The following is a 12,166-nucleotide window of genomic DNA, read 5'->3' as shown; positions in this document are numbered from 1 at the left end:
TTGCGTTTAAAAGTGGAAAAAAACTATTTTCAGCATTACTTCGTCGCTGAAAAAGGCTAAAACGTTTATCGCGTTTTTTACGGTATTTATACTGATTTATGTACATTATATATATATACAACAAAAAACTATTAGCTATTTTAGTAAAAAAGGAAACAAAAAAGAGAAATTCCCCGTCGCGCAAATAGTATTTTATATAGAAAAAACGGAGAAATGTCTAATTATGATTAAAATACCCATCTCTGAAAATTTGACAACCGAATTTAAGAGCGCATATAATAAAGATGTAATTGAAACCTTGGTCGCATTTGCAAACGCGAGCGGCGGAACTGTTTTTATCGGGGTAAGCGACAACGCAAGACCGCTGGGAATAAATGTGGACAAGGCAACCGTGCAAAACTGGGTGGACGAAATTAAAAGCGAAACCGAGCCTACAATTATACCCGCGGTAGAAATTTTTCAGAGCGGCGGAAAGGATGTAGTTGCGTTTTCGGTCAGCGAGTTTCCCGTAAAGCCCGTTGCAACGCGCGGACGGCACTTTAAACGGATAAATAACTTAAATCACCTGCTTAATTCCTCCGAAATCGCCGACGAACATCTCGAAAGCATAAATTCGAGCTGGGATTTTTACATTGACCCGAACCACACAACATTAGACCTGTCGCGAGAAAAAATGACCGCGTTCGCCACTAAAATAAGACGAAACAAACACATCGGACTAATACAACTGTCGGACGCAGACCTCCTTAACAAAATGGAATTTCTGCGATACGGCAAAGTGTCTTTCGGAGCGTATCTTATGTTTGCAAAAGGATATTGCCTTATCAGCGACGTGCGAATGGGGCGTTTTAAAAGCGACGGCACCGTCTCCGACCACGTTTTGTTGAGCACGGATTTGTTTCAGGAGTTCGACGATATTATATCGTACATAAAAAAGCACATTGCATTTACGTATCCGCCCGCCGTTATCCACGAAATAGTTTTGAATATGATAATTCACCGCGACTACCGCGACAGTTCGCCGAGCGTAATAAAAATTTTCGACAACAAAATAGAATTTTACAATCCGGGAAGATTATACGGCGGCGCAAATTTAGAAGAACTTTTCACGGAAAAATACACTTCAAAATCGCGCAATAAACTTATAGCAAAAGCATTCAGAGAAGTGGCAATGACCCAGTACAACGATACGGGAATTTCGCGAATTTGCAGAATTTGCAGAGACAACAGCATAAGACAGCCCCTTTTTCGCGAAACGGCAAACGGATTTCAGGTGATAATATACAACGAAAAGCATTATGAGCCGACAAACACCATAAATTCGTATATCGACACCATAAAAACCGCCGAAAAAGCAGAGAACAGGACGACAAACGAACAAAATAGCACAAAAAACACCATAAACGACACCTCAAGCAGCACTGTAAACGACGTATTTAAGTTGTCGGACAACCAAAAAGCAATTTTAGACGAAATAAAAAAGAACCCCGAAATCACATCCGAGACATTGGCGCAGATTATCGGAATAACCGTCCGCAACATAAAAGTAAACATCGCCAAACTAAAAGACCGAGGACTGATAGAGCGGGTCGGAGCGAAGAAAAATGGTTGTTGGAGAGTAAAGAAAGGAATACTATGACAAAAGAAGATAAAATCAAGTATTGGATTGATTTGTGCTATGCAGATTTAAGCGTTGGCGAAACACTTGTTAAAAACAAACACAATCTTTACGCGGGTTTTATGTGTCAGCAAGTTGTCGAAAAGATAATTAAAGGGTATTTTACAAAAGTAAAAGACAACGCGCCGCCGCATATACACGATTTGCCTAAACTCGCTAAATTGTCGGGGCTTTATGAATTATTGAGCGAGGAGCAACAAGAATTTATAATAGAGGTAAATCCGTTTAATATAGAAGCGCGTTATCCCGACTATAAAAACAGAATTGCCCAATATTTGACAGATGAAATTACTGAAAGCGTTTTCAAACAAACAAAGGAGTTTTTTGAATGGACAAAAGAGAAGATATTATCTTAAAAGCTCAAAAATATTTTGAGTTGGTAAAGGCAAGCAATTTTCGTATGCAAATAGAAAAGGGGTATCTTTTCGGCTCGTTTGCAAAAGGTTGTCCGCACGAATACAGCGATATTGACGTCGCATTTGTTGTGAGCAATTTTGAGGGCGGTTATTTGGACACAATTGTTCCCGTTTGGAAATTACGAGACCATATCGACGACAGAATAGAGCCACATTTTATAGTTCCCGAAGAGGATTACGCCGACTTCCTGCCCGAAATTCAGCGAACAGGCGTTGAATTAGTATAATATTCGACGGCAAATAGTATTTTATTAAAGAAAATGCAAGAGGTTTTAAGAGGAAGAGAATGAATATGCTTGACGGTTATTTTTTTGAAGAAGACATTTATGAATGGGATCAGAATAAAAATCTTGACAATATAAAGAAACACGGAATTTCTTTTGAAGAGGCAAAGGAAGCATTTTACGACAAAAATCGTTGCGTATATATAGATATTAAACATTCTTATGTAGAACAACGATTTTATTGTATCGGTATGTGTAAAAATGATATTTTAACTGTAAGATTTACATTAAGAGGAAGCAAAATCCGTATAATCGGAGCAGGATTTTGGCGAAAAGAAAGGGGAATGTATGAAACAAAAAACAATTTATACTGATCCGGGACCGGAAATTAAAGAAGAAATGGAAAATATGGTAAGAATTGACGATTTCTTGCCGAGCCCTGAGTTTCTTATGTCTTTGAGAAAAGGAACAAGGACGGGTGAGCCTATTGGAAAGTTTGGACTCGCTGAACCTTCAGGTTTTCCTGTCCGGTAAAGCAGTGGTATTGTAAAATAAAGTAAGGAACTACGCAATGAAAACGCACGACAAAAAAGAACAAAACAAAAAAATAGAACTTCTTGCCCCTGTAGGCACGATTGAGGCGTTTCACGCGGCGCTCGACGGCGGAGCAAACGCGGTATATTTGGGGCTGGGAAACTTTAACGCAAGGCAGAGGCAAAAGAATTTTACCCCGCAAACGCTGTCGTTTTTAGTTCCATACGCGCAACAAAAGGGCGTAAAGGTCTATATTACAATGAACACCCTCGTAAAAGACGGCGAAATCCCTCTGTTTTGGAACGATTGCGCCGCTCTCAAGCAAATTAAACCCGACGCGCTTATTGTGCAGGATTGGGGAATGGCGGCGATTTTACGCAAATATCTGCCCGAAATGCCGCTTCACGCAAGCACGCAAATGGCAATTCACAATAGTATGCAAATGAAATTCGCGCACGATTTCGGCATATCGAGAGTAGTTCCCGCAAGAGAATTAACGCTTTCGGAAATAAGAAAAATAAACAATAAAGCCCAATGCGAGATAGAACTTTTTGTTCACGGCGCGCTTTGTTATGGTATTTCGGGGCGGTGTTTGGCTTCATCGTATTTGGGCGGCTCAAGCGGAAATCGCGGGCATTGCACTCAAGTTTGCCGCAGATATTACGCGCAATCTCCGCAGAAAAAGGGCTTTTACTTCTCGCCGAAAGATTTTTGGGCGATAGATTACGTCAAAGAATACCAAAATATCGGCATTTCGTCGCTGAAAATCGAAGGACGAATGAAAGGCGCGGAATATGTTTACGAGGTAGTGAGCGCTTACCGTGATTTTATCGACGAAAAAATTGACCTCGATACCGCAAAAGAACGCCTGTCTCACGATTTCGGGCGGCAAAAATGCACCTTTCTGCTTGAAGGTGTGGAAAGCGTTGGCGTTGTTTCGGCGGCTCGTCAAGCGGGAACGGGCAATTACGCAGGAAAAGTCGCAGGAATAAACGGCAAAGAAGTAATTTTGGAAACGGATACGTCTTCCGAACTGCCGCAAGTAGGCGACCGCTTGCGTTTTCACACGGTTGAAGGCGTTGAAGGCGAAGTTATAAAGATAGAAAAGGTAATTTGCGAAAAAGACAGCAAACTTATTCGCCTTATTATTGAGGAAAATTTCAAAATAGACAACGACGGCGCGCTGTTCATAATTTCGCGGCAAAATCCGAAAATAAAAGAGTGGAAAACGCGCAAAATCAGTGTTTCTCCGCGAAAATTCGACCCTAAAAAGACAATCCCCGCAGGAAAAATAATGTCCGAAGTAGATGGCTTCGACAAGCCCGGCAACCATAAAACCGCAGGAAAAACTAACACTGCAAAACCGCAATTATATTTGCGCGGCGACAGTGTTGAGTGGCTTCGACAGTTCAAAAACAACAAAAACGCAAGTTATATTTTGAGCGTTTCAAAAGAATTTTCAAATATTGACATTGAAAAAGAAAAACTGAGTAATTTTGTCGGTCAAATTATTATAGCTCTCCCCCAATTTATCCCAGAAAACGACATTTCTTTTTGGAAAACGGCAATAGAAAGCTACAAAAAACAAGGAATTTCCAAATTTATGGTTTCAAATATCGGCGATAAAGAGTTTTTTACGTCAAACGACAAAGTTTTTGCCGATTATCCGCTTTGGACAATAAACCGCTGGACTCAAAAAATGCTTGACGACAACGGTTTTGCGGGCTTTTCTTACTCGCCCGAAGACGATATTTTGAACTTAAAAAGAACAGGAAGCAGTCGCGGACTTTTCCCTGTTTTTATGAAAGTGCCGCTTTTTATATCGCGAGTAAAACCCGTTTTACAAGACGGAAAAAGCGCAGTTGATATTATGGGTGAAAAATTCACGGGTAAAACCGCAGGCGAAATATCTTATGTTTTAGGCGACTCCCCCTTGGGCTTAACGCACAGAATAGACAAATTGCAAGAATGCGGCATAAACAAATTTGTCTTGGACTTCTCATTTTTGCCCGCAAGCGACGTCTCGCTTTTCAGAAACGCAATAACCGCTTTCGAGCGCCGAAAACGCGTTGACGGCAGTGTTTTGTTTAATCACAAGGGTGGGATGAAGTAAGAAGATTTTATATAAAATACTATATGACAACCGTCGCCATATAGTATTTTTACGGAAAATTTAAAGTAAAAATTCAGAAACTCGGAGCAAAAATGGAAATATCTGTTGGTGTAATTATGGGAAGTTCTTCGGACTGGGAGACAATGAAACACGCTTGTCTTATCTTGGAAGAACTGAAAATTCCTTACGAAAAAAAGGTAGTTTCGGCGCACAGAACGCCCGATTATATGTTCAAATACGCCGAAGAAGCGGCAAATCGCGGATTAAAAGTGATTATAGCGGGAGCGGGCGGCGCGGCGCATTTGCCCGGTATGGTTGCCGCAAAAACCTGTTTGCCTGTAATCGGCGTGCCCGTGCAATCCAAAGCGCTGAACGGGCTTGATTCTCTGCTTTCCATTGTTCAGATGCCGGGAGGTATTCCTGTCGCCACTGTTGCAATCGGCGTTGCGGGCGCTACCAACGCAGGACTTTTGGCGGCGCAGATACTCGGCGCATTCGACGGTAAAATTTACGAAAAGTTGCTTGACAGGCGCGCGCAATTAGAAAAAACAGTTTTGGAAAGCGAGTTGCCATTATGAAAAATAAAATAATTATGCCTTACAAAACCATAGGAATTATCGGCGGCGGACAATTAGGCAGAATGATGTGTCTTGCGGCAAAAGCGATGGGATATTATGTAGCAGTGCTTGACCCGACCCCAAATTGCCCCTGCGCGCAAGTCGCCGACGTCGAAATAACGGCAAACTACGACGACATGGAAGCGATAAAAAAACTTGCCGAAATCAGCGACGTTATTACTTATGAATTTGAAAACATAAGCTACGACGCTCTCGCCTACCTCGAAAAACACGCATATCTTCCGCAAGGAAGCGAGGTGCTGAAAATCAGCCAGCATCGTTTCAGAGAAAAAACCGCAATAAGCAATATGGGCATTCCCGTGCCGAAATTTATTCTTATAAACGGCGTTGAGGACTTGGAAAAAAACGTTTTTTATCCGAGCGTGCTTAAAACTACTATGGGCGGCTACGACGGAAAAGGGCAGGCGGTGCTCAAATCCGAAGCCGACCTTCCCAAAGCAATAGCAATAGCCGAAAAATACGAGTGCATTTTGGAAGAATTTATGCCTTTTTCCAAAGAAATATCGGTAATGGTCGCACGAAGCACTCAGGGTGAAACGTCCGTTCTTCCCGTTGCCGAAAACGAGCACAAAAATAACATTTTGCACAAAACTATTGTTCCTGCGCGCATATCGCCCGAACTCGAAGCGCTTGCCCTGAACCACGCGCACAAAATAGCGAACGAGCTTAACGCTATCGGCATACTCGCGATAGAAATGTTTGTCGTAAACGATAAAATATACATCAACGAAATTGCGCCGCGCCCTCACAATTCGGGGCATTATTCGATGGACGCGTGCGAAACAGGGCAATTTGAACAGCACATAAGAGCTGTCTGCGGTCTGCCTTTGGGCGATACTCATTTGCATACGCCCGTTGTAATGGTAAATATTTTGGGCGACCATCTGAATATGGAGCAATTAGATAATCTTGCGCCGTATATGCCGCTTCTGAAAAGAGGAAAACTGCACCTTTACGGCAAAGCGGAGGGTAAAATCGGACGTAAAATGGGACATTTGAATATGCTTGGGGATATTGACGAGAGTTTGCGTGAAACAGAAATTAGTGGAATTTGGAAATAGTAAAAATTTTTTGCGAGGTAAAAGGGAGGTAAAATATGATTGAGAGCACTTATGTAGCAAGACAACCAATTCTTAACGGGAAAGGCGAACTGTGGGCGTATGAATTACTGTTTCGCAGTTGCGACCCCCAAGGCAGCGCCAACATTGTTGACGCAACTTCGGCTACCGCGCAGGTTTTGCACAATTCAACGCAGATTGGCGTCAAAAATATCATCGGAAACAACAAGGCGTTTTTTAACTGTAATCGCGATATTCTTTTGGACGACGTCGTACAAATATTGGACAGAGATGTTTTTGTTCTGGAAATTTTAGAGGACGTAGAACTTGACGACGTCGTAGTTGCCGCAGTGAAAAAACTGAAAGAGCAGAATTTCATAATTGCTTTGGACGATTTTGTCTGGGACAAGGAAAACGTAGATAGAGCAAACAAAGTAATCGACTTGATAGACATAATAAAAGTTGATTTAATGTTAACGCCGAGAGAATTTTGGCAAAAAGCGGCACAGTATATAAAAAAGAACGGAAAAATCGCCCTTGCCGAAAAAGTAGAAACCGCGGAATGCTTTAACGAATGCAAAAAATACGGCTACGATTATTTTCAGGGTTATTTTTTCGCCAAACCTCAGGTATTGCAGACCCAAAAAATATCAACAACAACAATTACGACAATGAGTTTGCTCGACAAAGTCCGAAGCGAAAAGCCGACCAAAGAAATAGAAGCCGAATTTAAGCAGTCCCCCGAACTTTCGCTTAACTTGCTCAAACTTATAAATTCATCGGCGTTCGGTTTAAGAAATCCTATATCTTCGCTCTCGCACGCTATTGCAATGTACGGAATAAAAAATCTGGAAAGATGGCTTATGCTTTTACTCTACGCTCAGCGCGAAAGCGGCGGAATGAAAACCGATTCTCCGATTTTCGAGCACGTAATTATGCGAGCCTCCGCAATGGAAAACATAGCAAAACTCTGCCCAAAAAGCAAAAATTCAACAGAAAAAGCATTTCTTGTAGGGCTTGTAAGTTTGATGGACACGCTTTTTGGCGTAGCGATAGAAGAAATTCTGAAAGAATTTAATTTCGACGAAGAGATAAACAGCGCGGTTTTACGCCACGAAGGCATTCTCGGACTTATCCTGAAAACAGTATCGGCTTACGAAAGCGATAACCCCGAAGTGCTGAAAAATTCAATCTCCGAATTAGGAATTACCACCGAAGAATTTTCAACGTGTATAAAAAATGCTTTTGAGCAGAGCCATTCTCACAGGAATGTGTGAGGGTTTGTTATTTATTTGGGGCGTAGCGATACGCCCTATCTCACTCGAATGATATTTCCTTGTACGAATTGTTGCCCGGGCGGATTTTTTGTTTCTACGTTTTGAATTCTGTTTTGATTTGCGCTGACTTCTAAAATTCTTGTAGTTTCGGGAGAAACCGAAATGTTAAACGTTCTTTCATCTAAAGTTCTCCACCTTGCGCCGTCTCTTGAAATGTAAGACAAAACTATTGTATGTTGCCCGTTTCTCAGAACAAAATTTTGCATTGCATTCGGTTGCATTCGAGTTGCAAAAATTCTGTTGATAGACACATTTATATAGTGATTTCCCACGCCTCTCGTATCTATAATCATAAGCGATTCGCCCGATACCACGTCTTGCCGCGTTATTGTTGAAATTCCCTCGCGAACGGGCTGAGGAGCAGGTCGGGGCGCTTCGGGCGCGGGTGGTGGAGGCGGAGTTTGCGCGGCAAATGTTTTATCCAAAACTCTTCTTCCGCCTGTGTAGTTTATATCCCAAATATGCGGCTCAAATCCCGTTGCTCTCACTCTTATCGACAATCTTGCGTGCGGCGCATTTCTGTGAGTGTAAGGCGTTCTTCCTACAAATTCGTCGTTCACAAAAACCAGCGCGCCCGACGGCGTTGTGCTAATCACAATTTCGTCTTGCGGCGGTGAGACAGGCGCAGTTTGCACAGGAACGCGAACTTCTCTTTCGACAATTCGTTCGACAATAACAGGTCTTTGCGGCGGCGCTTGAGTTTGCGCGCCCTGCAACTGCGCTAATTGCAAATTCAGCAAATTTATTATACTGTCTCTTTGCGCTATTTCTCGGTTATGCCTAGCCGCAAGTTCGGAATTTGTCCGCCTTAATTGATTGATTTGTCCTAAATATTCAGTGTTTTGCGCTCTGTACTCGTTAATTTCGGCAAACAAAAAATTTTCATTTCTCTGCGCTCTGTTTCTCAAGCCCGAAATTTCTCGGTTAAGATTTTCGACTTGCCGCATAATTTCTCGGTTTTTATTTTCCAAAGCTCGCATTTCCGTCGTGTTTAGCAATACTTCGTTCGCCCTTTGAGATACTTCGGAAGGATTGACCTCCATTTTTGCGCGGATAAAAAAACGATGTCCGTCCCAGGTCTCGTTCAATATTTCCATTCTTACCATACCGGCGGCGATAGCGGTAATTCTTTCTGAAAAATTATCGTAAATAAACTCGTTATGGCGCGATTCCGTATGCAATCTTTGTTCTGCAATAACCACTTGACCGATTTCCTGCAACAAAAGCGCGCGCATTTGGTCGGTAGCGTTGGCGCGCGCCGAAACTCTACTGTCCTGCTCACTCGCAATATAAGTGTACTCGCGAATAAACTCACGCGGACGGGCAAAAATTAAAATTGGTACCAATATCAGTAAAAATAATCCCCAAAACACCGTTTTTTTCAAAAGAAGCTCCTTTAAATTTCAAAAATCACATAAAAAGATTGCCGGCTACCACGCGCGCTCTTCCAATACCTCCGAACAAATTACGCGAATTTCTGTTGTTATTCAAAACTGTGCCGCTAAATTGATTGCTTATTACGTTTTTTCTATCAACATAACCAACTAATCCGCCCACCCTTTTTCTGCCAGAAATTCTCGCAAAAACCAAATTTTCCGAAATATTACCGTTTCGACTTTTTGCATACCCTGCTATTCCGCCTACGTATCCATCGCCGATAACAATACCGTTTACAGCATTGTTTATTATACTTCCGCAACAAATATAGCCTACTATTCCTCCTGTATATTTGTCGAAATTTCGTATGTAAAAATGACTTAACGCAAGATTTTGAACAACCGCATTACTGTTATTTATGCGCCCAAAAAAACCTTTTTGACCGCTTCTGCGAGAATTTATATACATTCCGTAAACAAAATGGTTGTTTCCGTCAAAAACTCCGTTAAATCTATTTATGGGAATCCACTGATTTCGAGGTGAAAAAACATTCCAGTTTTGCCAACCTGTTGTGTCGTTAAGCCAAATATCGGCAGTTAATCTTATAGTTTTTCGGTTAAAATGATTTCCGCCCGCTGTCAACTGCGCCAGTCCTGCCAACTGCTCCGCCGTCGAAATAAAAAACATTGTATCTCTCGAATTATACCAAGAAATATCGGCGGTACCGTTCCAAATTGTCGGTTGAGCGAAACCAATTATTGCCGCCAAAAATAAAATCGTCAAAATTTTAATGTTCATTATCATTCCTTTTAATTAAATGTTCTCGCAGAAATTGCTGTACTCCAGCTACTATTTCCGACGTTATTTTCTGCTCTTACGCGAAACCAATATGTTGTATTGCGAGTCAAACCCGTAATATTAACAGCGGTACCGGTTAAAATAGGATTAGTCAAACCGCCCCAAGGTCCCGAAGATGATGTTGCAACCTCTACCCTATAATGCGTAGCGCCGGACACCGCATTCCATTGAACACGAATACTTGTTGTCGATTGCGCAGAAGCCGAAACGCCGGTTGGAGTTGTCGGAGCAACGTTAGTTGAGGCGCTTGTAGTTGCCGAAACCGCGTTTGACCTTGCGCTTTCGCCGCGACTGTTTTCGGCGGAAACTCTGTAATGGCGCGTTGTCGAAGCAGGAAGTCCGGTATCTGTAAAAGAGGTCGATGTTGTGAAATTTACAAACGAAAAAGTTCCTGTTGCAGTAGTCGAGCGATATATATTGTAGCGAGTTGCGTCGCTGACTGCATTCCACTGAATTCTTATACTGCTTGACGATGTCGCCGATGCAAAAACGCCTGTCGGAACAGAAGGAATAGCGCCTATCCCATCGCCGCCTAAGCCGTCTGCAATAGTTGGACCATAAGGCTCAAGCGAGCAAGATAAAAGCAGACCTAAACTTAATGCAAAAAAAACAATTTTAATCTTTTTCATAATTCGCACCTTTCCTTAAAATGTAAATGTCATTCCGACATTCCACACGAACATCGCTGTAAAACCGAATGTATCGTGGTTGCCTCTCAAACGATCAAAAGTGTTCGTTTCCTCGCGGATTCCCATTAAACATTTAAGTCCAAACGAAACAAATGTAGGGTTATAGCCAAGAAGAAATTTCATACTCGGACCGCCAAATACCCAATTATTTCTTACAACATCGTATCTTCGCGTATTTATCTCCCAAAGACCAATGTCTGTTCCGAAATTAAATCTGAATATCTCACTTTTGAGAGATGTTCTTCCTAAAAACGAACCAAAACCTATATTTCCCTGACCGTGATTAAATATTCCGTAAACCGTAAATCCGCGCCTTCCGTTTATGCCGCCGATTTCTAAATTCATACTTGGAGGCGATATTGCCTCTTCCTGATAAAAATCGCTAAATTGCTGAAATCCGCCGCTTAACCAAAAGTAATTTTTATGCCTTTCGCTATTTTGCCGTACATCTGTCAGAGTAATAGAAGTCGGCGCTGTCGCTGCTTGCTGATTTTGCATACCGCCTCCGCTCATTTGAGCTTGCATTCTTTCTCTTGCGCTTAGATTGTTTTGATGATTTTGCGGCGGCACTGCAGGCGCGGGAGTATAGGTCGTTGCAACAGTCGGAGCAATCGCTATATTTTGCTGTGGCTGTTGTTGCGGCGCAAAGTTTGTACCTGTCAAATCCGCCAATATTTCACATTGCGCCACATTGAGCGATTGCATACCAATAATGCTTCCATCCGCAGTATTTAACGCCTGAACGCGAAATCTGTAATTCCCGCCCAATCTCGAAATACTTCCTAAAATAACGCCTATCGCACCAAGTCGTCTTCCGATTTCAAGCGCCGTAGTTTCGTCAATCATATTCAAATCTGTAATTTCTTTTTCTCGTAAAATATTATGGAGACGAGTTTTATCTACCAATGAAAGCCGTGTATTATTCATAATATACATATCGCTTTCGCTGATAATATAATTCGACAAATTTCTACTCTCGGATTCTATATTAAGGATAACAACTCGTGTTTGGGATGGTAATCTATTGGAAAAATGCTCCATACTTTCGGCGATTGCTTCATCAATCGTCAATGTTTGTCCGTAAGAACAAATGTTAAAAAATAACGCAAAGAGCGCAACTTTTACAAAACCAAAATTTCGACGAAGATTTTCAGGCGCAACTATCTCCCGACTGACCGACTGACCGACTGACCGACTGACCGACTGACCGACTGACCGACTGACCGACTGACCGACTGACCGAC

At 42.1% G+C, this 12,166-nt stretch carries 13 protein-coding genes; 9 read left to right on the top strand and 4 right to left on the bottom strand.

Annotation, left to right across the window (positions count from 1 at the left end):
* The first annotated feature begins 223 nt into the window (after positions 1-223).
* From FWE23_10460 to FWE23_10420, 9 genes are all read left to right on the top strand, one after another.
* Positions 224-1,639, top strand: a complete 1,416-nt coding sequence (locus FWE23_10460; GenBank protein MCL2845850.1) for a putative DNA binding domain-containing protein — start codon at positions 224-226, stop codon at positions 1,637-1,639.
* Entirely contained in the window at positions 1,636-2,034 is a 399-nt protein-coding gene (locus FWE23_10455; protein MCL2845849.1) for a HEPN domain-containing protein, read from the top strand. The genes FWE23_10460 and FWE23_10455 overlap by 4 nt, the downstream gene beginning before the upstream one ends.
* Positions 2,007-2,321 (top strand): nucleotidyltransferase domain-containing protein, encoded by a 315-nt coding sequence (locus FWE23_10450; GenBank protein MCL2845848.1) that lies wholly within the window; start codon positions 2,007-2,009, stop codon positions 2,319-2,321. The genes FWE23_10455 and FWE23_10450 overlap by 28 nt, the downstream gene beginning before the upstream one ends.
* Before the next feature lie 65 nt (positions 2,322-2,386).
* Entirely contained in the window at positions 2,387-2,692 is a 306-nt protein-coding gene (locus tag FWE23_10445; protein ID MCL2845847.1) for a BrnT family toxin, read from the top strand.
* Positions 2,667-2,852: a hypothetical protein gene (locus FWE23_10440; protein MCL2845846.1), complete on the top strand. Its 186-nt coding sequence runs from the start codon at positions 2,667-2,669 to the stop codon at positions 2,850-2,852. The genes FWE23_10445 and FWE23_10440 overlap by 26 nt, the downstream gene beginning before the upstream one ends.
* 37 nt (positions 2,853-2,889) lie before the next feature.
* Positions 2,890-4,965, top strand: a complete 2,076-nt coding sequence (locus tag FWE23_10435; GenBank protein ID MCL2845845.1) for a U32 family peptidase — start codon at positions 2,890-2,892, stop codon at positions 4,963-4,965.
* A gap of 92 nt (positions 4,966-5,057) precedes the next feature.
* Positions 5,058-5,543, top strand: a complete 486-nt coding sequence (gene purE / locus FWE23_10430) for a 5-(carboxyamino)imidazole ribonucleotide mutase (protein ID MCL2845844.1) — start codon at positions 5,058-5,060, stop codon at positions 5,541-5,543.
* Positions 5,540-6,664, top strand: a complete 1,125-nt coding sequence (gene purK / locus FWE23_10425) for a 5-(carboxyamino)imidazole ribonucleotide synthase (protein ID MCL2845843.1) — start codon at positions 5,540-5,542, stop codon at positions 6,662-6,664. The genes purE and purK overlap by 4 nt, the downstream gene beginning before the upstream one ends.
* Positions 6,665-6,699: 35 nt before the next feature.
* Positions 6,700-7,938, top strand: a complete 1,239-nt coding sequence (locus tag FWE23_10420) for an HDOD domain-containing protein (protein MCL2845842.1) — start codon at positions 6,700-6,702, stop codon at positions 7,936-7,938.
* Between the two features lie 35 nt (positions 7,939-7,973).
* On the opposite strand, the gene FWE23_10415 is transcribed toward FWE23_10420, so the two are convergent.
* The 4 genes from FWE23_10415 to FWE23_10400 form a co-directional block, all read right to left on the bottom strand.
* Positions 7,974-9,383 (bottom strand): PEGA domain-containing protein, encoded by a 1,410-nt coding sequence (locus FWE23_10415; GenBank protein MCL2845841.1) that lies wholly within the window; start codon positions 9,381-9,383, stop codon positions 7,974-7,976.
* A gap of 25 nt (positions 9,384-9,408) precedes the next feature.
* Positions 9,409-10,173 (bottom strand): hypothetical protein, encoded by a 765-nt coding sequence (locus tag FWE23_10410; GenBank protein ID MCL2845840.1) that lies wholly within the window; start codon positions 10,171-10,173, stop codon positions 9,409-9,411.
* A gap of 11 nt (positions 10,174-10,184) precedes the next feature.
* Positions 10,185-10,862 (bottom strand): fibronectin type III domain-containing protein, encoded by a 678-nt coding sequence (locus FWE23_10405; protein ID MCL2845839.1) that lies wholly within the window; start codon positions 10,860-10,862, stop codon positions 10,185-10,187.
* 15 nt (positions 10,863-10,877) lie between these two features.
* On the bottom strand, positions 10,878-12,166 hold a 1,289-nt coding region (locus FWE23_10400; GenBank protein MCL2845838.1), incomplete at its 5' end, for a CsgG/HfaB family protein.

It is taken from the genome of Chitinivibrionia bacterium (assembly GCA_009779925.1).
Taxonomy (GTDB): domain Bacteria; phylum Fibrobacterota; class Chitinivibrionia; order Chitinivibrionales; family Chitinivibrionaceae; genus WRFX01.
The sequence above is the reverse complement of the archived record's forward strand: the minus strand, read 5'-3'. Positions and strand labels throughout refer to the sequence as shown.